Source organism: Nocardia arthritidis, from assembly GCF_011801145.1.
GTDB classification, from domain to species: domain Bacteria; phylum Actinomycetota; class Actinomycetes; order Mycobacteriales; family Mycobacteriaceae; genus Nocardia; species Nocardia arthritidis_A.
The window spans coordinates 8,068,295-8,087,739 of the sequence record NZ_CP046172.1 but is presented as its reverse complement, the minus strand read 5'-3'; the positions used below and the strand labels follow the sequence as shown (position 1 = coordinate 8,087,739).

The window sequence follows — 19,445 nt, the reverse complement described above, 5'->3', positions numbered from 1 at the left end:
CAGCCATTGTTGGCCCGGATGCCGGGTCGGGAACCGGCCGATAGGGTGCACGCATGCGTATCGCGGCCATTGCGGCCATACTCCTGTTCGTGGCCGGATGTGCCGCATCGACGGATCATCAATCGCATGACGCGGCCGGTGCGGTCACCGCCGAGAGCTCCCGAACGAGCACCGCCGCAACGACAACGGCGAAGGCCGGACCGCCCAAACCGGGAACGCCGATCAAGGAATTCGCGGCCTGGGTCCAGGCCGGTACCGCGGTGGACGCGGCGAGCTACGGTACGGTGCGCCCATCCGATGGTGGCCCGACCCAATTGCAAAGCGATGACCGGGCTTTCGTCAGTCCGACGGGAAAGATCAAGTGCACCAGTGACTATCAGGACCATATTCGGGGCCTGAGCTGTCTGGTCGAATTGAAGAATCCACCGCAGCGGCCCGTCGACGATGTCGGGCACTGGGTCGGCGGCTGGGTCGACTTTCCCGGATCGGAGCTGACCGTCGGCTCGTTCCACGGCGATCCGGGGCCGTTCGTTCGCGGTGACGGCGCACAACTCGGCTACGGTTCGCGAATCACCGTGCACGACTTCGTCTGCCGGATGGACACCACCGGGCTGTACTGCGTCGACCCGACGAACCATGCTGGTGTGCAGCTGAGCGATGCGGGCGTCGTTGCATTCGGCTGCCTGCGGGAACGGGCCGCGAACAAGGACGAGACCTACGGCCTGATCTACGGCTGCTAGCCGAAAAGTATTGTGCCGCAGTCCTTCAGCGCCGAGCGCTGGCCAGCGCCACCAGCAGCGGGACGATGCGCACCGGCGGCACCTCGAACCGCCCGCGTCCGGCGGTCTGCAACCAGCCGACCGCCGCGAGCTGCCGCAGATGGTGGTAGATCTGCCCCGAGGTGCCGACGCCGTCGAGTTCGGTGAGTTCCGCCGCGGTCCTGCGGCCGTCGAGGATGGCCCGCAGCAAGCGCAACCGTACCGGACTGCCAAGTGCCGCAAGGCAATCCGCGGCGGCCTCATCCCAGCCATCCTCCAGCAGGCCGCCGGTATCGAACTGCGACTGCCAGCCGTAGCGCTCCTCGGTCGGCAGGCGGACCGAGCCGGCGAGCATGACGCCGCCGCCCGGTTCGCCGGATTCGGCGAACTCCACGCGTAGTCGGGTCACCGCCCATAGGTCCTGGCCGTCCGCCGACGGATGGTCGTCCTGAGTCCGGCCGCCCTCGAGCGCCGCGACCCGCCGCTCCAACTCCGCAACCCGCTCCGCTAGACCCATGCCGGTGAAGTTACGGAACTACGTAATACGTGACAAGAGGACAATTATCGCAGCGTAGGCGTACCTCCGCATTCGCTCCGGCCGTGCGCGGAGCTGCGGACGGGCTTCGCCCGACAGCGTCTATTAGGCGTACCTCCGCCTTCGCTCCGGCCGTGCGCGGGCTAGGGACGGGCTTCGCCCGACAGCGTCTATTAGGCGTACCTCCGCCTTCGCCCGACAGCGCCTACACGACATATTCGATCGATCGGCCGGGCGGTATGCGGCAGACTGCTCGAAATGGTTGAAAAGGGGAAGGTCGAAGCACAGCAGGCTGCGGACGCGGCGGCGCGGGAACTGGCTGCGGGATTCGTCACCCGCGACGATCCGACCGGATGGTTCGAGCCGCTGTACGCCGCGGCGGCGAATGGGCAGGCGACGGTGCCGTGGGATCGCGATGTGCCCAACCAGCTACTGGTCGAATGGTTCGAGCGGCGCGCGGCGGCCGGATCCGGGCGGGCGTTGGTGATCGGTTGCGGTTACGGTACCGATGCGGAATACGTTGCCGCACAAGGATTCCGTACCACGGCATTCGATATCTCGGAAACCGCGATCCGCGGTGCGGCACAACGTCATCCCGGATCGCCGGTCGAATATGTGGTGGCCGATCTGCTCGATCCGCCCGCGGCGTGGACCGGTGCGTTCGATCTGGTGGTCGAGTCGATCACCGTGCAGTCGATGCCGCTTTCGGTGCGAGAGCCTGCCATCGCGAATGTCGGCCGAATGGTCGCTCCCGCAGGTGAACTCGTGGTGATCGCCGGTATCCGCGCCGAGGGCGCGACGGCCGACGGTCCGCCGTGGCCGTTGACCAGGACCGAACTCGAATCGTTCGGCTCGGATGGTCTGCGAGCGGTCGAGATCGAACAGGTTGCCGAAGTAAATCGTTGGCGGGCAACGTTTTCCAAGGCATGATCGCCGTGGCCGCGCATCGCTCGGTGCGCGGCCACCGCGGGTGTCTCAGCGTTTGGCGGCCTGCAGTGAGAGGATGCGGTGCCGAGCCTCCTTATCCTCTACCGCCGAGTCGTACAGTTGCACCAGATCCTGTTTGAGCTCGGTGCGCGAGTGCCCGTCCAGATACACCATGTGCCCGGAGTGGTAGAAGCGGATCGTCAGGTTCTGTCGCACCGTCTGATCCTCCAGTGGCATATTCTGCAGATCCATCACCGTCTGATAGCACGGTGTCACGAAGTCGAAATATCCGTTGGCCGACAACACCTTCAGATCCACGTTGATCGCCATCAGCGCGGCCAGATCGCCCGCCGTGTACAGGGCCGGTCCCGTCCGTTTCGTGCCGGTCGGATCGGTATGGCTGAAATCCCAATTCTGGAATACCTGATCGTTGAGATCGGTGAACGCCGAATTCGACGTGTACAGCAGCTGTTCGTTCAGGTAGTTGTTCCACATCGTGGTATAGACGCCGGATACCGCGGCCATCGTCGGGTCGTTGCCGCCCGACGCCGGGTCGACCCGGCCCGCGATACCCGAATCGATGCCCGTGACCCGGCCGTCGTACGCACCGAGGGCCAGGTGCTTGTCCTGGAGCAGGGTCGTCAGGAACGGCCAGCTCACGACCAGGCTCCACGAGGTCAGGATGGTTTTATCGATTCCGGTGTACGCGGCGAGCTTGTCGACGGTGGCCGGATCGGCCTTCGGGAATGCTTGCAGCGCGTTCGCGTAGTCCACGCTCGCGAACCGCTCGACCTCCTGCACGAATTCCGCGAGATCGGTTGGCGGCGGGTTGATTCCGAGCCGCTTGTGATACCAGGCGTCCGCGGCGGCGGTCGGCAGGATGCCGATCGGATTACCCGACTGTCCGTAATCCAGGATCGACGACAGCAGCGTTATGCCGTTCAGATCCACGCCGTCCTCGTGCAGCCGGTAGCCGAGTACGCAGCTGCGCGGGGTGCCGTACGACTCGCCGAAAAGGAACTTCGGCGAATTCCAGCGATTGTTCTTGGTCAGGTACCGCTTGATGAAATCCTTCAGCGATTCGGCATCCTGGTCCACGCCCCAGAATTCCCGGTTCTTGTGCGGTGCGACGGCGACCGAATAACCCGTACCGACCGGATTGATGAACACCAGGTCGCTCTTGTCGAGCAGGCTGTCGGGATTGTCCTCCATGCGATACGGCGCAGGCGGGGTGAAATCCGGCATATTCGTCACGATCCGGCGCGGCGCGAACGAACCGAGCATGACGAAAACCGCGGACGAGCCGGGGCCGCCGTTGTAGAAGAAGGTGACCGGCCGCGATTCCTCGGACTGGCCGTCCTCGGTGAATGCGACATAGAACATCTTCGCATTCGGTTGTGAACTGCTCGGATCCACCGTGACGAGATGCCCCGCCGTTGCGGTGTAAGCGATTTCGCGACCGCCGAGCGTGATGGTGTGGTGGGTGACGGCGGCGGCCTCGGTGGCGTCGGTAACGTTGTCGTCGGGACCGTTGCCGTATGCCACCGGGTCGAAAAAGGGTTGATCAGCGCTCATCGTAACTTCCCCATGGTCAGAAGTTTCGGGGTAACGGACTCGGAGCGAAAGATCTTTCACCCCAAATGAATCGGGAGAGTGGATCCCCCGGAGGGTTGCCCCCGTGCGTATTTCAGCGTACTAGAGCCGGTGCGCCGCCGGGCCGCGATTCACGCGGCGCGTGCAAACCTTTGCGCGGGTGTCCCGCATGTCGCGGTCACGCCCGCATTTTCGAATGAATACTATTGAGCCGCAATGTCATCTCGATTCCCGAAGGCTTGACGATCCGGGCGATAGCAGGCGTGCCGACCGGTTATCGGTCTATCGGCGGCGAGGGCTTTGGTTGCTCGGCCCTGGGCCGCCCGCAGCGACTGGCGGGCGTAGTCGATCAGCCGCCGTGCGCAGGGCGTCGGTGGCCGGGTGCCGTTCCACGCCAGCGCGAGGGAACCGCGCAACCGGACGCCGGTGATCGGCAGGGCGTGCAGCCGCCTATCGCGGGCGTAGGGTTCCGGCAGTAGCGCGACGCCGAGGCCGCCTGCCGCGAGATCAGCCAGCACATTCGGGTCACCTGCCTCGATGGCGATCCGCGCCGGTAACCCGGCGGCCGCGAATGCGGCGACGATGACGCTGTGGGTTCCGATCATGCGCGAGAAGGTGATCAGCCGGCGCCCACTCAGCTCCGCGAGGGTGACCGTGGCGTTGGCGGCCATCGGATCCGCGGGGCTCACCGCGGCCACCAGGGCTTCGTCCGCGATCAACTGCAGCCGCAACTCCGTTGGCGGGGTGGCGGGCGGAGCGATGATCGCCGCGTCCTGACTGCCGTCGAGCAACCCGGCGACCAGCTCATCGGTGCTCGCCTCCAGCAGCGAAATTTCGACCATCGGATAGTCGCGGTGGAATTCGGCCAGCATGTCGGCGAGGTCGAAGGCGAACGACGACGATGCCGCCAGCCCGAAGCGGACCCGGCCGCGCAACAGACCGCTGTACTCGTCGGCGACCTGTCGGGCGTCGGTCACCGCGGCCAGCGCCGTGCGGGCGTGGTTCAATACCGCGGCCCCGGCCTCGGTGAGCCGCACCGACCGGCGCGAGCGGGCGAACAGCCGCAGGCCGAGCTCGCGTTCCAATTGGAGTATCTGGGCACTCACCCCCGACTGTGCGATATGCATACGGGCGGCCGCCCTGGTGAAACTGCCTTCCTCGGCGACGGCCACGAAGTATTCCAGTTGTCGCAGTTCCATATCCGAGAATGATAACAGTCAGCATTTTTCCATATTGGACATTCATGCCGCGCGGTCGCATTGTTGTGGGTGCGGAAATAATTTCACATTCTCTAGGAGGAGCGCGTGACACTCTCGAAAAGAGTTGCCATCGGCGGTATGGCGGCGGCCTGTTGCGTCGTGTTGGGAATTTGTTCGTTACTGGTCGTCGGCGCACCACGCGTATCGGCGAACCCGAAACCGGCCACGCTGACGCTCGAGGTGAAGAACGATCAGGTGGCCAGGCACGATTTCGGCAATCCCGGCCTCGACGTCGGTGATATGGATGTCTTCTCCGACATACTGTCCGTCGACGGCAATGTGGTCGGGCACGACGGCGGCGCGTGTTTCTTCACCAATATTGCGCCGGACAGTCCGACGGCTTATTGCGAATTGACAATCCAACTCGCGCAGGGGCAGATATTCGCTCGCGGGCTGACTCCGCACACGCTCGCCCCGATGGTCATCGCAATTACCGGAGGTACCGGCGACTATTCGGATGCGCGTGGGGAGATCACCGTGACAGGTGTCGCCAGTCCGGCCGAGAAATATGTTGTGAAATTCTCGTGATTGCCGCCGATCGAATCGGTCGCCGCGAAATTCGAATTGATCGCGGCGGCCGAGCGGACCGCGCCTCGCCAGCGGTGTCCGAGGCTACTGGGTGGCATGATCGAACCGAGAAGCGTTGTGACAGCGCGGATTCGTGCTGACGAGCGGATCGGAGACACGAATATGGCCATCGGGATCCCCGGCGTTCGCATCGGTCACTGGACCGACCCGGTCGGGCGGACGGATTTTGTCGGACCGTCCGGCTATCGTCTAGTCCGGCACAGCGGACGCGAGGAGCGGAGGCTCGGCGTGGCGGATGGGAACAACAAGCGCGCGGCGCACCGTGCACTGGTGGATGGCGTGTTGTACGGGGCGGGTGAGGCGTCTGCGGAATTGCGAGCCCAAGCCTTCGACAACACCGACCTTCCGCCCGCGCTGCGGACACTGATCGGCAAGGTCGCCAGGAGCCCGGTGCGGGTCACCGATGCGGACTTCGCGGCGGCGAAGACGGCGGGATTCAGCGAGGACCAACTCTTCGAACTGGTGATATGCGCGGCGGTCGGCCGATCCGCCCGGATGTACGACGCCGGGCTGGCCGCCTTGGCCGAGGCGGAGGCCGGATAATGCGACTCGAAATCCTCAACAGCGGCTACCGCCCCGCGACCAAAATGCTGTTCGCGCTCATCCGGATGTTCTCCGGGCAGCCGATACCCGACGCCGCCAAACTCGTCTTCTACCGTCCCGGCTTCTACGGAACCAGGGCGAAGAAGTTCACGCACGAGGCGATGCGCGGCCCATCCGCCTGGTCGGTCGCCGACCGAGAACTGATGGCGGCCTTCGTATCCAAAGTCAACGAGTGCGCGTTCTGCGTCGGCGCGCACACCGCGACCGCGACGCAGGCGTACCGGGACGATGCGAAGGTGCGAGCGGTCCTCACCGATCTGGAATCGGCCCCCATCGACGAAGGCCTGCGAGCGACGCTGCGCATGCTCGGCAAGCTGACCCGCGAGGGCACCGTCGCCGCCGATGACATGCGAGAAGTGTTGTCGGCAGGCATCTCTCGCCAACAGATCGAGGACGCACTCGCGGTCTGCGCGGCATTCGATACGACCAATCGACTGGCCGACGCCTTCGGCTTCGAACTACTCGGCCCGGAGGGCTTCGAAACAGGGGCGAAATACCTGCTGAAGCGGGGCTATCGATAGCTGCCAGGGCATGATCCGCAGCGCAACTTCGGTATGTAATCCTTGCGTGCAACGCAAAGATTATCGCGGCAGTTGGCGTCGCAAATCCCTTCCGGCCCTTCGGTATTCGCCGATCAGCCGCTTCGCGCGGACTATCGTGAGCACGGGGCGATCATCACTCGTCAACCGGCGGCGCGGGCCGGTGCGTACGGACGAGGTAGCGCACCGGCCCGCGCCGGAATCGTTTGTCGCTCAGTTGTATACGGCGCCGAACGACGGAACCGATATGGTGCCCTTCTGATACTGGTAACCGTCCGGGTTGGCATCGCTGACCGGAACCGACCAGCGGTGCCACAGGCTGCCGTACACGGCGGCGACGATGAGCCCGCCGCCCGGATCCAGTACGCGGGTGCGAATCGTGGTATCGACCGGGACGTCCTGATGTTCGGTCAGCACCTCGGTGCCGCTGCGCCCGTTGGACAGGTTGATCCACAGCACCTCGAGCTTCGCGCCGGTCTGATCCGGTGCGATGGTGCCCGGCCCGCCGAAGAAGCCGAACCGGAATCCGTCCAGGCCGAGCGCGATCCCGGAGCCGTACACACCGGGGCCGTCGCCGCGACCGATATCCGATTGCGCCGGTATCTGGAACGGCTGCGCGGGCAGGGCCACCTGCCCCGCCGCCGGAAGCTGCCCGGAGGCCAGCAGTCGGTCGACGGCCCGCGTCGCGTCCGGGTCGCCCGCCGCGGCGGCACGCAACCGCTGACCCGCGACGCCCCAGTCGAGCGCCGACGGCTCGGCGCCGGCGTTACCTGCGAAAACAATGGTTGCCGCCGCAGTGGCGGCGAGTGCGGTGGTGAGGTGACGCTTCAAACTCAGTGGCATAACCAGCTCTCCCATCTGGTACCGCTTGCTGAAAATTCGTCCGCTGAATCTTTCGCGGTAGGCCGACCAGTCGTTACGTCCGGTTAATTTGTTGATTCGATGCCACGGCAAGCGGGGATGGGGCCCGGCGCGCGAGAATATCGGTCGCTCGTCCAATTGGAATGGTGAAGTGGCTTGGGGCAGTGGAACTTTCGTACGCGAATTGATATTTCCTGTCACCACCATGCAGTAATGTGATCGTTACCTCCAGCCGAGGGGCGGTGGACTTGGTCCACACACCGCGCCCAGGAGGGAGGTGGTGGGGAAATGGGGAAACATCGCAGGAAGAAGAGCGATGCCCCGGTCGATTACGGCATCGTCTTGGTTGGTGCTGCCGTAATCGCCGGGGCGCTCATCCTGGTCCACCGAGTCTGGCGGGCTAGGTAAACCCACCCGGTGGGGCCGTCTAAACGGGGCGGTCCCACCCTCGGCGTCACTCACGTGACATCCCAATAATACTTGACATCGGATAGCGACGGTATCGAAAAGCGCACACCGAGCAACCGCGACCGTCGGCAGCGGCCTCGGGCACGTTCCCAGCACGCGCCCACTGGCCCCCCAAAGCAAATCGGTGCGGGCCGAATGCCTCGACCCGCACCGAACTGCGTAACAGCCTATTTCAGCTCGGCCGAGGTCTTGTTGAGCACCCGGCGGGCAACGATCAGCTGCTGAATCTGTTGCGTCCCTTCGAAGATGTCCAGAATCTTGGAGTCGCGGCCCCACTTCTCGAGCAGGGTTCGCTGCGAGTATCCGAGGGTGCCCGCGAGTTCGACCGCCTTGAGCGAGACGTCGGTACCCGTGCGACCCGCCTTGGCCTTGGACATCGAGGCCTCCAGCGAATTGGGCTTCTTGTTGTCGGCCATCCAGGCGGCGCGCAACGAGAGCAGGTAGGCCGCCTCGTAATCCGCTTCCATACGCAGGAATTCGGCCGCGGCGGCGTGCTGGTTGTTCGGCGGAGTGTCATAGGAGATCTCCACACCGGCCTCGGTGAGGATGGTGCGCAGTTCCTCCAGCGCGGCCCGTGCGACGCCGACGGCCATCGCGGCGACCAGCGGCCGGGTGTTGTCGAAGGTCTGCATGACCCCGGCAAAACCCTTCTCCACGTTCACTTCCGGGCTGCCGAGGATGTTGTCCTTCGGGATCCGGCAGTCCTCCAGCCGCAGTTCCGCGGTATCGGAGGCCTTGATGCCGAGCTTGTGCTCGAGCCGGGATACGGTGAGCCCCGGCGCATCTCGCGGCACGACGAACGATTTGATCGCCGCCCGGCCCAGGCTCTTGTCGACGGTCGCCCACACCACGATGTGGGTGGCGCGCGAACCGGCGGTGACGAAGATCTTGGTGCCGTTGAGCACCCATTCGTCGCCGTCGAGCACCGCGGTGGCGCTGACCGCGGCCGAGTCGGAGCCGAAGGAAGGCTCGGTGATCGCCATCGCGGCCCACACCTTGCCGAACCGCTCCAGCTGTTCGTCGGTGGCGACGGCCGCGATGGCCGCGTTGCCGAGTCCCTGGTACGGGATGGACAGCATCAGGCCGACGTCGCCCCAGGAGGTCTCCAGGGCGTTCAGCAGCGCGGACATATTGCCGCCGTTGGTGTTTCCGAGCAGTTCGGTGGCGTGCGGGTCGGGTTCGTCCGAGCGGCCGCCCGCCGCGCCGCCGATCTTCTGGGTGCCGGAGTCGGCAAGGCCCTCGACCATGGCGGCCATGGTGTCCAGCTCGACCGGGTATTCGTGTTCGGCGAGATCGTATTTGCGCGAGATCGGGCGGAAGATCTGGCTGGCGACCTGGTGGGCCTGGTTGGCGCTGGCCCGCAGCTTCTTGGGGAGTTCGAGGTTGATCATGGGAGGTCTCCTACAAGGTAAGGAACGGGCCGGTTAGATGAGCACGACACCTTCGGCGACGCCGATGGCCCGCAGATCGCGGTACCAGCGCTCGACCGGGTGTTCCTTGGTGAAGCCGTGGCCGCCGAGCAGTTGCACGCCGTCCAGACCGATCTGCATTCCCTTGTCGGTGGCCAACTTTCGGGCCAGCGCCGCCTCGCGGCCGAAGGACAAGCCCTGCTCCGCCCGTGACGCACCCCGCAGGGTCACCAGCCGTAGGCCGTCGAGTTCGATGGCGATATTGGCGACCATGAAGGCGACCGCCTGCCGGTGCGAGATCGGCTCGCCGAACGCCTCGCGCTCGTTGACGTACGGGATCACGTAGTCGAGCACGGCCTGTCCGGTGCCGACGGCGAGCGAGGCCCAGCCCAGCCGGGCCAGCCGCACCGCGTCGGCGTATTCCTCGGCGCGCTGCTTGGCATCGCCGTCGCCGAGGATCGCATCGGTGCCGACCGCGACGTTGTTCAGCACCAGCCTGCCGATTCCGGCCGCGCGCAGCCCCATTCCGGGATCGGCCTCGACCACCAGCCCCGGCGCATCCGATTCGACGATGAAAAACGTTGGGCGACCGTCGAGTTCGGCGGCGATGAGGAATAGCTCGGCATCAGCGGCCGCGGGCACCAGGCTCTTCACGCCGTTGAGCCGGTAGCCGCTCGGCGAGCGAACGGCCTTGGTCTGCAACGCGAACGGGTCGAACAGCGCGCGCGGTTCGGCGATCACCACGGAGGCCTGCGGCACGTTCTCGCCGGTGAAGGCGGGCAGGTAGGTCTGCTGCTGCGCGTCGGTGCCCCACTGGGACAGCGCGACCGCGACACCGCTCGGCGCGAGGATCGGCAGCGCCAGTCCCATGTCACCGTGCGCGAGCGCCTCCGCGACAAGGGAATTGGTGACCGCGCCGCGCTCGGAGGCCGCGCCCTCCAACTCCTCCGGCACATTGATCAGGGTGATGCCGAGTTCGGCGGCGCGCTCGAGCAGATCGCGCGGCGCCTTGGCGGTGGCGTCGGCGTCGTATGCGGCGGGCCGCAGGATCTCGGCGGCGAATTCCCGCACCGTCTCGACGATCATCTGCTGTTCGTCGCTGGGTGTGAGGTCGAAGAAGTCCTTCTTCTTGGACTCGTTGGGGGCCAAGCGTTTCGGCGCTCCGCCGCCCGCGACCTTGCTGAAGACGCGGGTGGCCGCGCCAAGGGTGCGGAAGCCGGTCTTGGTGCCCTCGTAGGTGACTCGCTCGATCGGCTTGCGCAGGTTGTACTTCTCGGCGAGCTCCGACCCGGTAATGGTCGTCATCACCCGCATCGCCGCACCCATCCAATCCCGCTTGGGTTGGTTGAGGCCGACCGCGGACGTGTCTGGACGTCGCTTCGTTGCGCTGTCTCGAGTGCTCATCATCACCTGTTTTCTCGATGGGTGGGTGAGGTCTGTGTCCCCGCTATCTTACTCCTGAGTAAGACTATCTTACTCTGGAGTAAGAAGTGCGTCGAGGGCCAGCGTACGCCGCCGGGCCATGGGACGCTGTCGGTGTGTTCTACGTCGCGGCACTATTTGCCATGCTGCTCACCTCACTCGCCACCCGCTACGGGTATCACCGTGACGAAATGTACTTTCTCGCGGCGGGGAGGCACCTTGATTGGGCGTACCCCGATCAGCCGGTCCTAACGCCCTTGCTGGCACGGGCGATGTCGGCAATCGATCCCGATTCGTTATTGCTGCTGCGGGCGCCCGCGATCCTGGCCGCGACCGTCGTGGTGATCTGCGCCGGGTTTATGGCGCGCGAATTCGGCGGCGGTCGAGGGGCGCAGGCGCTGGCGGCCGGGGCGGTGGCATGCAGCCCGCTGCTGATGGGCGCCGGGCACATGCTCAACACCGAGGTGTTCGATCTAGCGGCGTGGTCCGTGGTGGGGGTGCTCGTGCTGCGCCTGATGGCGGATGGTGCTGCCGCGCGCTGGTGGCCCGCGATCGGGATAGCGGTCGGCATCGGCCTGGAGAACAAACTGCTGCTCGGCTTTTCCGTCGTGCTGCTGGTGCTCGCACTTGTCCTGTTCGGGCCGCGAAAAATCTTCGCGACCAAGTATTTTCCGATCGCGGTCGGCATCGCGGTGCTGCTGTGGCTGCCCTGGTTGATCTGGCAGGCGCGCAACGGATGGCCACAGCTGGAGATGGGCCGGGCCATCGCGGGCGGATCGTCGAGCACATCGAATACGCCGATCGGATACATACTGCTGCAATTCGGTTTGATGGGACCGCTGCTGGTGCCGATGTGGGCGTACGGGCTGTGGTGGTTGTGGCGCAACCGGAGCTACCGAGCCTTCGCCGCGACCTATGTGCTGATGTTCCTGCTGTATCTGGGAACCGGGGGCAAGGCGTACTACCTGGGCGGGATGTATCCGATTCTGCTTGCGGCCGCGTCGGTTCCGCTGGCGCGCTGGCTCGGCACGCGCCGAATCCGTTGGGCGGCGGTCGGTTCGGTGGCCGCGGTGAGCGCCGTCTTCGCGGCGATCCTGTTCCTGCCGGTGCTTCCGCTTACCGCACTTCGTGATTCGCCGGTGCTCGCGATCAACCACGACGTCGGCGAGACGGTGGGCTGGCCGGAATTCGTGCGCCGGATCGGCGACGTGCGGGCCGGACTCGGTCCGGATGTCGCGATCGTCACCGGGAACTACGGCGAGGCCGGTGCGATCGAGCGATTCGGTGCGCAATACCATCTGCCGACGCCGCACTCCGGTCACAATGCCTACTGGTGGTGGGGTCCGCCGAGCGATTCGGCGCGCGAGATCATCACCGTCGGGCTGCCGCGTGAGGGATTTGCGCGATACTGCAACGATATCGAGCTCGCGGGAACCATCGACAATGCCGAGGGCATCAAGAACAACGAGCGCGGTAAGCCGATCTACGTGTGCCACGGACTCAACGCGTCTTGGTCTGAAATATGGCCGAAGGCAAAGCATTTGGGATAGCCCGGCCTCGGCGGACAATTTCGGGCGGAAGAGTGCGGAAGTCTGGCGATGAACCGCGAAATTGTCCGCTCAGGCCGGTGCGTCGGCTGGTCTGCGGCTCCGAGATACCGCTGTTAGGTTGACCAGCATGATCAACGGGCTGGGGAGTAGACGGATTCGGGCCGCCTTGGTTGCGGCCGGGCTGGCGATCGGCGTGGTAGCCGCCGTTCCCGGCTCGGCGGCGGCGCAATCCTGTGCGCAGGGCTGGGAAGTCAGCACGATCGTGAGCGGCATCGGGAATCTGGAGAATCTCGACGCCGATGGCGGCGGGGGTTTCTACCTCACCGGGATCATCGACGGCTATCTCGGACACGTCGACGCGGCCGGGACTTTCGAAAAGCTCGTGACGGGTCTCGATCATCCGGCGGGCGTCCGAGTGGCGGGCCGCTACGTCTACTTCCTGACCGGTGACGGCGTGGCGGAGGCGCCGGGAACCCTGCGCCGGTACAACCGCGACACCGGCGAGGTCGAGGTATTGCTCACCGATCTCAACGGACCCAACGGATTGCTGCTTCTGCCCGACGGCGACCTGCTGTTCACCACGATCGGTATCAACGGCGCGCCCACCGGAATCGGCCGCTACCGGCCCGCCACCGGTGAGTACACCAAGACCTGGTCGAATGTGCCGTGGACCAACGGAATCGCGCTCGCACCGGATGGAAAGTCCATCTACACCGACAATCTCATGCTTCAGGTGTTCCGCGTCCCTCTCGACGCGCCGAATGACGTGACGGTGGTCGCGGGCCCGCCGCAACTGCTCGCGCTGCCCGACGATATGGAAGCCACCCGCGACGGCAAACTCTTTCTCGCCGAACATCTGCAGGGCGCCGTTTACCAGATCGATCCGGCCACCGGTGCGGCCTGCTCGATTGTCACCGGCCTGATCAAGCCGGGACCGTTCCGGAATCCGCCGGACGGCGCGACCTCGGTGCGTATCGCGAAAGACGGTGACTCATGGGCGCTTTACGTCACCAGCATGGACGGCGCGCTGCGCAAGCTGCGCCCGCCCGCCGGAATCGACCTCACCCCGGCCGATCCGACGCACCGCTGACGGAAAACAGTGCGGCGCAGTGTGTCCGGGTCGGCCGGTAGAGTCCGCGGCATCGCCGACCGAGGAGGAGAACCCATGCCGGAACCCGCGCCCATGATCGCCGCGACCGCCGAGGACGCCGCGGATATCGCCCGCCTGCGCGATCGGTTGGCCGGCTGGATGGTGGAACGCGGTATCCGCCAATGGTTTCCGGGCGAATACCCGGCCGAGCGGATGGCGCTGGAGGCCGAGCGCGGCGAATGGTTCGTCTGGCGCGGCGCGCAGGGCGAACTGGTCGCGACGGTCCGGCTGATCTGGCGCGATCCCGATTTCTGGGGTGCGGACGACGCCGAGGCCGGATATATCCACGGGCTCATGGTCGCCCCGGAGTTCCGCGGTAACGACCTCGGCTCCCGGATCATCCGCTTCTGCGCCGACCGCACCATCGCCCGCGGCATCTCGGTGCAGCGCCTCGATGTGGTGTCGACCAATCCGGTGCTCAGAAAGTTCTATGACACACAGGGATTCATCGAGGTCAGGGAGGCGCCGCTGCCGCCGCAGTTCACCGGTGACCGTCGAGTGGTGCTGATGGAGAAGCTGCTGGACTAAACCCGCAGCCGGGTAAGCACCTCGTCGTGCAGCAGGCCGTTGGTGGCGACGGCGTCGCCGCCGTGCGGGCCGGCCGTACCGTCGAGCGCGGTGAACCGGCCGCCCGCCTCGCGGACCAGGATGTCGAGCGCCGCCAGATCCCACAGCGATACCTCGGGTTCGGTGGCGATATCGACGGCGCCCTCCGCCAGCAGGCAGTAGCTGAGGAAATCGCCGTAGCCGCGAACCCGCCACACCTCGTCGGTGAGCGCGATGAACCGGTCGCGCAGTCCACGGTCGCGCCAGCCGGAGAGGCTGGAGAAGGCCAGGCTGGCCGAGCCGAGCTCACCCACCGCGGATACCGAAATCGGTTTCGCCGCTTCACCTTCGAAGCTCGCCCAGGCGCCCGACCCGGCAGCGGCCCACCAGCGGCGCGCCAGTGCGGGCGCGCTGACAACGCCGACCACGGGGACACCGTCCTCGAGCAGCGCGATCAAGGTCGACCAGATCGGCACCCCGCGCACGAAATTCTTGGTGCCGTCGATCGGGTCGATCACCCACTGCCTGCCGCTGAATTCGGCACTCCCGCCGAACTCCTCGCCGAGCACCGCATCGCCCGACCGCTGCTGTTCGAGCAGTTCGCGCAGCGACTTCTCCACCGCGAGGTCGGCATCCGACACCGGGGTCAGGTCCGGTTTGGCGTCCACCCGCAGATCGAGCGCGCCGAAACGCGCCCGGGTGATCGCATCGGCCGCATCGGCCAGCCGCAGGGCAAGTTCGAGATCGGAGGTGTGTGCCACGCGCACACCCTATCGAGCGCGGACAACCGCACGTCGACAGGTCTAGACCAACTGCGCTACTCGCCGGATGCGGTGCCGCGGGCGAGCTCCGGCCGCTTGGTGTAGTCGGTCAAACCGATGACGTTGCCCCACGGGTCGGCGACTTCGACGACCCAGCCCGTGCCGACCTCGAACGGCTCGGCCAGCGGTGGGATGCCGCGCCGGACGAGTTCGGCGGCCGCGATTCTGGCATCGGGCACCTCCAGCCAGAGCCGCATGGCCGGGGTCTGCCCGCTGCCCGCGTCGGGATCGGTCCGGACCATGATCCCGGGCGCCTCGTCGGCGATGGCGAATAGCGCGATGCCGTGCGCGGGCAGCTCGAATTTCATGGTCAAACCCAGCTTGCCGCGATAGAACTCGATGGCCGCCGCGAGATCTCCCACCGGAGCCAGCACATTGTCGACGCCGAGAATCCGCACGCATCGATGAGACCAGACGCATCCGGCGAATGCGACAGCGGCACCTCACACCCCGGCCGGGACCGCCCGGGCCGCGGCCAACGCGCTTGCCCACCAATGCAATTGGTCGAGCATGCGCTGAGCCGCCGCGGCGGGCTCATCGGGTTGGCGCAGTCGGCCCGCCTCGTCGAAGAGCAGGTAGTAGCGCGGGAACGAGACGTAATCGCGCACCGTGTGCGCATTGAGCTCGTTGAACACCTGACGCAGGTGTTCGATGGCGAGCAGGCCACCGCTGTTGCCGCTGTAGCCGACGAATCCGATCGTCTTGTGCTGCCACTGGGTGAAGTGCCAGTCGATGGCGGTTTTGATCGAGGCCGGGTAGCTGCGGTTGATATCCGGCGTGACGATCACCATGGCGTCGGCCGCGTCGAGCCGCCGGGTCAGCTCGCGCATCCCTTCCGGCCGAGGCGGATTCGGGTCGAGCATCGGCGAGGTGGCCGGAAGTTCCAGCGGCAGCGTCATTTCGGCGAGATCGATCACGTCGATATCGAAGGCGCCGTGCGCTTCGGCCTGTTCGGCGAACCAGCGGGCGACCACCGGGCCGAACCGGCCCTCGCGGACGCTGCCGATGATCACCGCGAGCTTCAAACGGGACATGGTGTTCTCCTTCGGTTTCCGGCGGCCGCACCGGCCACCGGAAACCAAATTTGCCGCCGCGCAAGGCCGGTTGGGAGACCACGCGGAGAGTGGTAGTGAGAGGGCCACCATCGGCCGCCGCACCGCTGTTACGTTCGATGGGTGAGCGATAACGAGTTGGGGCTGTTCCTGCGCATGAAGCGCGAATCGGTCACACCCGCCGAGGCCGGACTGCCCGCCGGGCCGCGCAGGCGCACATCCGGGCTGCGCCGCGCCGAGGTCGCGATGCTCGCGGATGTCAGCGTCGAATACATCATCCGGTTGGAGCAGGGCCGGGACCGGCATCCGTCCGCCGAGGTGCTGACCGCGCTCGCCGACGCGCTGCGCATGTCGCCGAGCGAGCGGGTGCACCTGTATCGCATGACGAAGATCCCGAGTTCGGCTTTCCATTGTCTGGGCGGCGCGCAGCCGAATCGGGTGGTGCGCCCATTCGTCATGAGCCTGCTGGAGCAGTTGGAGCCCGCGCCCGCCGCCGTCGTCAATCGGCTCTGCGAGGTGCTGGCCTGCACCGACGGCTACCGCGCGCTGATGGGTCCGATCGGCCTGCTCGATGGCGGCCTGCCCGCCAATGTCGTTCGTTATATCTTCACCGACGAGCGGGCGAAGGCCGCATATCCGGATTGGGGTCACGTCGCGGACAAGACCGTGGCGACGCTGAAACAGGGTCCGGTGCAAGGTGATTCGCTGATTTCGGCGCTGGTGGAGGAGCTGACGGTCACCGTCGGCGCGGAGTTCACCGACCGCATGCGCAACATTCCGGGCCTGGCCGCCGCCAACGGTATCGAGCGGATGACCCACCCGGAGGTCGGCGAGCTGCGCCTGGCCTTCGAAACCCTGGAGCTGTCCGCCGACGACGATCAGCGGATCGTGGTCCGGCTGCCCGCCGATCCCGCGGCCGCCCGTGCGCTCGACCTGCTGGCCGGCCGCAGGCCCGGCGCGCTGCGGGCGGTATCGGGTTTCGTCGACCGCGGCGTCGGCTAGTAGCCTTGAAGATTGTGCATCCTGACGTTTCCGCCGATCTCGCCGAACTCGACGCCACCATGAAGACGATCGAGTCGGTGCTCGATATCGACGAGCTGCGCCGTCGCATCGATGAGCTCGAGCATCAGGCCGCAGATCCCGAGCTGTGGAACGACCAGGACCACGCCCAGCGGGTGACCAGCGAGCTGTCGCACGCGCAGGGCGAGCTGAGCCGGGTGGAGAAGCTGCGGGAACGCCTCGACGATCTGCCGGTGCTGTACGAATTGGCCGAGGCGGAGGAGGGCGAGTCCCGGACGTCCGCGCTGGCCGAGGCCGATGCCGAGCGGGCCGCGCTGCACAGCGATGTGGAGGCGATGGAGGTCCGCACCCTGCTGTCGGGTGAGTACGACAAGCGGGAGGCGCTGGTCAACATCCGCTCCGGCGCCGGCGGCGTCGATGCCGCCGACTGGGCGGAGATGCTGATGCGCATGTACATCCGCTGGGCCGAGCGGCACAAGTACGCGGTGGAGGTATACGACACCTCCTACGCCGAGGAGGCGGGCATCAAGAGCGCGACCTTCGCGGTGAAGGCGCCGTACGCCTACGGCACGCTATCGGTCGAGATGGGCACCCACCGCCTGGTGCGGATCAGCCCGTTCGACAACCAGGGCCGCCGCCAGACCTCCTTCGCCGAGGTCGAGGTGCTGCCGGTGGTGGAGACCACCGACCACATCGAGGTGCCGGAGACCGAGATCCGGGTGGACGTGTACCGGTCGTCGGGTCCCGGCGGGCAGAGCGTCAACACCACCGACTCCGCGGTCCGCATCACCCACCTGCCCACCGGCATCGTCGTCACCTGCCAGAACGAGAAATCGCAGCTGCAGAACAAGATTTCGGCGATGCGCGTGCTGCAGGCCAAGCTGTTGGAGCGCAAGCGCCAGGAGGAGCGCGCCGAGATGGACGCGCTGAAGACCAACGAGGGCGCCTCCTGGGGCAATCAGATGCGCTCGTATGTGCTGCACCCCTACCAGATGGTCAAGGATCTGCGCACCAACTACGAGGTGAACAACCCGGACGCGGTGCTGAACGGCGATCTGGACGGGTTCATCGAATCCGGTATCCGCTGGCGCATGCGCGAAAAGGCCGCCAGCTGAAGCGGTTCCGGTAAGTACCGGAACCGCTCCGTTTCCTAGGCGAAAACGGTTGCCAGCCAGTCGAAGACGCGCTGGTTGGTGCGCAGCATCGCACCCATGTGGCAGTGCGCGCCCGCGCCTTCGGCGGCGGTGCCGACGATCAGCTCCTTCGGGCAGGTGAGCGCCTCGTACATGCGCACCGCCTCACCCGTGAAGAACATATCTTCCTCCGCGTCCAAAACCAGTGTGGGGCAGGCGATCCGGTCGCTGATTCCGGCCATGGTGAACGGCTCGGTCCGGCGGAGGAAGTCGGCACCGCCCGTGGCGCCGAAGGTCCAGATGCCGTTGCGTACCGCCCAACGCAGGGTGGTACTGGCGGTCATGATCAACCGCAGGACGGCGTCCGCCTCCGTGTCGCGGCCCGACTTCACCCACTCCACCAGGAATTCGGGCATCATGCGGGTGATCGCGTGGAAATTGAACAGTCCGTCGTTGAGGATCAGCGCGGCGATGCGGGGTTCGAAGGCGGCTGCGCGGGCGACCAGATAACCGCCGAGGCTGTAGCCGTACAACGCGATTCGCGCGGGATCGATTTCCGGCTGCGTCAGCGCGTAGTCGACGACGGGGCTGACGACGGCTTCCCAATCGTGCCGGAACGGCAGGCCCTGCTCCCGGATGACCGCGCCCTGCCCTGGACCGTCGAAGGCGAGTACCTGGTAGCCGCGGGCCAAAGCGCCTGCGGCGATGACGAAGTAGGCCTCTTCCAGGGTCGAGTCGAATCCGCTGTTGAAGATCACGGTGGGTCGCGGCGCACCCGAATCGTCAACCAGGAAAAGGTATCCCGGAAGTGTGGTGTCGCCGTAGGGAATCGATACCGCGCGGACCGGGGTATCCATCAATTCGGCTGCGGCGGCGAAGGTTTCGCGGGACAGGCGGGACAGTTCCCTGGCCTCCGGATCGGTGGCCGGGTTGTCGCGCCGGTAGAACTCGGCGGTGCGGTAGTAGTTCGAGGCGCGCAGCAGGGCCTCGCGGGCGCTGACCCGGTGGCCCTTGGCCAGGCTGTCATCGCCGATGGCGTGCACTCTGGTGGCGGTTGCCTTCCATTCGCGCAGCCAGGCGTCTTCGTCGCCGTTCGGGATGTGTGCGGCGGTGACCAGCACCTCGCCGAGTTCCGCGCCGCCGTAGCAGGCGAACCCGGCGGCACGCAGCGTCTCGAACGAGAAGGATTCGTCATCGAACAGGAATTTCAT

20 protein-coding genes are annotated in these 19,445 nt (G+C 66.1%); 10 read left to right on the top strand and 10 right to left on the bottom strand.

What is annotated here, in order from left to right; all coding sequences use genetic code 11:
* The first annotated feature begins 53 nt into the window (after positions 1-53).
* Positions 54-740 carry a hypothetical protein gene (locus tag F5544_RS36500; RefSeq protein WP_167477384.1) on the top strand — a complete coding sequence of 229 codons (687 nt, stop codon included), beginning with the start codon at positions 54-56 and terminating at the stop codon, positions 738-740.
* 25 nt (positions 741-765) lie between these two features.
* On the opposite strand, the gene F5544_RS36495 is transcribed toward F5544_RS36500, so the two are convergent.
* Positions 766-1,275: an ArsR/SmtB family transcription factor gene (locus F5544_RS36495; RefSeq protein ID WP_167477383.1), complete on the bottom strand. Its 510-nt coding sequence runs from the start codon at positions 1,273-1,275 to the stop codon at positions 766-768.
* Positions 1,276-1,551: 276 nt separating this feature from the next.
* On the opposite strand from F5544_RS36495, the gene F5544_RS36490 reads away from it, so the two are divergent.
* Positions 1,552-2,223 (top strand): class I SAM-dependent methyltransferase, encoded by a 672-nt coding sequence (locus F5544_RS36490; protein WP_167477382.1) that lies wholly within the window; start codon positions 1,552-1,554, stop codon positions 2,221-2,223.
* Between the two features lie 45 nt (positions 2,224-2,268).
* On the opposite strand, the gene F5544_RS36485 is transcribed toward F5544_RS36490, so the two are convergent.
* Both F5544_RS36485 and F5544_RS36480 read right to left on the bottom strand, forming a co-directional pair.
* Complete coding sequence (locus F5544_RS36485; RefSeq protein WP_167477381.1) at positions 2,269-3,795, bottom strand: S10 family peptidase; 1,527 nt, start codon at positions 3,793-3,795, stop codon at positions 2,269-2,271.
* Between the two features lie 221 nt (positions 3,796-4,016).
* Positions 4,017-5,012 carry a LysR family transcriptional regulator gene (locus tag F5544_RS36480; RefSeq protein ID WP_167477380.1) on the bottom strand — a complete coding sequence of 332 codons (996 nt, stop codon included), beginning with the start codon at positions 5,010-5,012 and terminating at the stop codon, positions 4,017-4,019.
* Positions 5,013-5,117: 105 nt separating this feature from the next.
* Here F5544_RS36480 and F5544_RS36475 point away from each other — a divergent pair, with 105 nt between their 5' ends.
* The 3 genes from F5544_RS36475 to F5544_RS36465 all read left to right on the top strand — a co-directional run bounded on the left by F5544_RS36475 (position 5,118) and on the right by F5544_RS36465 (position 6,784).
* The gene (locus F5544_RS36475; protein WP_167477379.1) at positions 5,118-5,600 is read left to right on the top strand and encodes an allene oxide cyclase barrel-like domain-containing protein; all 483 of its coding nucleotides are present in this window, start codon (positions 5,118-5,120) and stop codon (positions 5,598-5,600) included.
* A 288-nt stretch (positions 5,601-5,888) separates the two neighbouring features.
* Entirely contained in the window at positions 5,889-6,203 is a 315-nt protein-coding gene (locus F5544_RS36470; protein WP_238846841.1) for a hypothetical protein, read from the top strand.
* Positions 6,203-6,784: a carboxymuconolactone decarboxylase family protein gene (locus F5544_RS36465; RefSeq protein WP_167477378.1), complete on the top strand. Its 582-nt coding sequence runs from the start codon at positions 6,203-6,205 to the stop codon at positions 6,782-6,784. Before F5544_RS36470 ends, F5544_RS36465 begins: the two co-directional genes overlap by 1 nt.
* A 231-nt stretch (positions 6,785-7,015) precedes the next feature.
* Here the strand turns inward: F5544_RS36465 and F5544_RS36460 are convergent, their stop codons facing one another.
* The 3 genes from F5544_RS36460 to F5544_RS36450 all read right to left on the bottom strand — a co-directional run bounded on the left by F5544_RS36460 (position 7,016) and on the right by F5544_RS36450 (position 10,950).
* Positions 7,016-7,645, bottom strand: coding sequence for a hypothetical protein (locus F5544_RS36460; protein WP_167477377.1), 630 nt, complete (start codon positions 7,643-7,645; stop codon positions 7,016-7,018).
* 653 nt (positions 7,646-8,298) lie between these two features.
* Positions 8,299-9,522, bottom strand: coding sequence for an acyl-CoA dehydrogenase family protein (locus F5544_RS36455; RefSeq protein ID WP_167477376.1), 1,224 nt, complete (start codon positions 9,520-9,522; stop codon positions 8,299-8,301).
* Between the two features lie 33 nt (positions 9,523-9,555).
* Positions 9,556-10,950 (bottom strand): acyl-CoA dehydrogenase family protein, encoded by a 1,395-nt coding sequence (locus F5544_RS36450; protein ID WP_428847090.1) that lies wholly within the window; start codon positions 10,948-10,950, stop codon positions 9,556-9,558.
* A gap of 80 nt (positions 10,951-11,030) precedes the next feature.
* On the opposite strand from F5544_RS36450, the gene F5544_RS36445 reads away from it, so the two are divergent.
* The 3 genes from F5544_RS36445 to F5544_RS36435 all read left to right on the top strand — a co-directional run bounded on the left by F5544_RS36445 (position 11,031) and on the right by F5544_RS36435 (position 14,190).
* Positions 11,031-12,512, top strand: a complete 1,482-nt coding sequence (locus F5544_RS36445; RefSeq protein WP_238846840.1) for an ArnT family glycosyltransferase — start codon at positions 11,031-11,033, stop codon at positions 12,510-12,512.
* Between the two features lie 127 nt (positions 12,513-12,639).
* Entirely contained in the window at positions 12,640-13,602 is a 963-nt protein-coding gene (locus F5544_RS36440; RefSeq protein WP_167477374.1) for an SMP-30/gluconolactonase/LRE family protein, read from the top strand.
* Between the two features lie 75 nt (positions 13,603-13,677).
* Positions 13,678-14,190 (top strand): GNAT family N-acetyltransferase, encoded by a 513-nt coding sequence (locus F5544_RS36435; RefSeq protein ID WP_238846839.1) that lies wholly within the window; start codon positions 13,678-13,680, stop codon positions 14,188-14,190.
* Here the strand turns inward: F5544_RS36435 and hisN are convergent.
* Genes hisN through F5544_RS36420 form a run of 3 tightly spaced genes read right to left on the bottom strand, consistent with a single transcriptional unit; the run spans position 14,187 to position 16,063 of the window.
* Positions 14,187-14,969 (bottom strand): histidinol-phosphatase, encoded by a 783-nt coding sequence (hisN, locus tag F5544_RS36430; RefSeq protein ID WP_428847089.1) that lies wholly within the window; start codon positions 14,967-14,969, stop codon positions 14,187-14,189. The two genes, F5544_RS36435 and hisN, sit on opposite strands and share 4 nt — an antisense overlap.
* 56 nt (positions 14,970-15,025) lie before the next feature.
* Positions 15,026-15,427, bottom strand: coding sequence for a VOC family protein (locus tag F5544_RS36425; protein WP_167477372.1), 402 nt, complete (start codon positions 15,425-15,427; stop codon positions 15,026-15,028).
* A 45-nt stretch (positions 15,428-15,472) separates the two neighbouring features.
* A complete protein-coding gene (locus tag F5544_RS36420) occupies positions 15,473-16,063 on the bottom strand; it encodes an NADPH-dependent FMN reductase (protein ID WP_167477371.1) in 591 nt (196 codons plus the stop codon).
* Between the two features lie 141 nt (positions 16,064-16,204).
* Here F5544_RS36420 and F5544_RS36415 point away from each other — a divergent pair, with 141 nt between their 5' ends.
* Together F5544_RS36415 and prfB are read left to right on the top strand one after the other, a co-directional pair.
* A complete protein-coding gene (locus tag F5544_RS36415) occupies positions 16,205-17,083 on the top strand; it encodes a helix-turn-helix domain-containing protein (protein ID WP_167477370.1) in 879 nt (292 codons plus the stop codon).
* A 14-nt stretch (positions 17,084-17,097) separates the two neighbouring features.
* Positions 17,098-18,216 (top strand): peptide chain release factor 2, encoded by a 1,119-nt coding sequence (prfB, locus tag F5544_RS36410; RefSeq protein WP_167477369.1) that lies wholly within the window; start codon positions 17,098-17,100, stop codon positions 18,214-18,216.
* A gap of 35 nt (positions 18,217-18,251) precedes the next feature.
* Here the strand turns inward: prfB and F5544_RS36405 are convergent, their stop codons facing one another.
* The gene (locus F5544_RS36405; protein WP_167477368.1) at positions 18,252-19,445 is read right to left on the bottom strand and encodes an alpha/beta hydrolase family protein; all 1,194 of its coding nucleotides are present in this window, start codon (positions 19,443-19,445) and stop codon (positions 18,252-18,254) included.

Coding starts and splice junctions, on each gene's coding strand:
- F5544_RS36485 (WP_167477381.1), bottom strand. CDS start 3,795: ATGAGCGCTGATCAACCCTTTTTCGACCCGGTGGCATACGGCAACGGT.
- F5544_RS36460 (WP_167477377.1), bottom strand. CDS start 7,645: ATGCCACTGAGTTTGAAGCGTCACCTCACCACCGCACTCGCCGCCACT.
- F5544_RS36405 (WP_167477368.1), bottom strand. CDS start 19,445: ATGAAATTCCTGTTCGATGACGAATCCTTCTCGTTCGAGACGCTGCGT.
- F5544_RS36420 (WP_167477371.1), bottom strand. CDS start 16,063: ATGTCCCGTTTGAAGCTCGCGGTGATCATCGGCAGCGTCCGCGAGGGC.
- F5544_RS36500 (WP_167477384.1), top strand. CDS start 54: ATGCGTATCGCGGCCATTGCGGCCATACTCCTGTTCGTGGCCGGATGT.
- F5544_RS36495 (WP_167477383.1), bottom strand. CDS start 1,275: ATGGGTCTAGCGGAGCGGGTTGCGGAGTTGGAGCGGCGGGTCGCGGCG.
- F5544_RS36480 (WP_167477380.1), bottom strand. CDS start 5,012: ATGGAACTGCGACAACTGGAATACTTCGTGGCCGTCGCCGAGGAAGGC.
- F5544_RS36455 (WP_167477376.1), bottom strand. CDS start 9,522: ATGATCAACCTCGAACTCCCCAAGAAGCTGCGGGCCAGCGCCAACCAG.
- F5544_RS36465 (WP_167477378.1), top strand. CDS start 6,203: ATGCGACTCGAAATCCTCAACAGCGGCTACCGCCCCGCGACCAAAATG.
- F5544_RS36435 (WP_238846839.1), top strand. CDS start 13,678: ATGCCGGAACCCGCGCCCATGATCGCCGCGACCGCCGAGGACGCCGCG.
- F5544_RS36440 (WP_167477374.1), top strand. CDS start 12,640: ATGATCAACGGGCTGGGGAGTAGACGGATTCGGGCCGCCTTGGTTGCG.
- F5544_RS36490 (WP_167477382.1), top strand. CDS start 1,552: ATGGTTGAAAAGGGGAAGGTCGAAGCACAGCAGGCTGCGGACGCGGCG.